This is a genomic window from Serratia sp. MMO-28 (genome assembly GCF_037199905.1).
GTDB lineage: Bacteria > Pseudomonadota > Gammaproteobacteria > Enterobacterales > Enterobacteriaceae > Chania > Chania oryzae.
On record NZ_JBBCVB010000142.1, the window covers coordinates 1 to 223 of the forward strand.

The 223-nt window shown below is 65.0% G+C and carries 1 protein-coding gene; it reads left to right on the top strand.

The annotated features are described in order from the left end of the window. A partial coding sequence (locus WG891_RS26915) for a hypothetical protein (RefSeq protein ID WP_337265141.1) occupies window positions 1-223 on the top strand: 223 nt, incomplete at both ends.

Consider the following 223-nt stretch of genomic DNA (forward strand, 5'->3'; position numbering starts at 1 on the left):
GAACCTGTCGATCCTCGATCAGAACCGCGGGGCCTCGGCGATGCAGTTGATCAGCGCGACGACCGCCAGCGGGGCCGATACCCTGACGCTGATGATTAACGGCGTGGCGGTCACGCCGGGCCAGGGCGTGGTGTCGGGCATCAACCAGAACGCGGTGCAGGTGGCGGAGGCGACCTACAGCTACCTGTTGTCCAATACCAACAACCTGAACGCGACGGGCCTG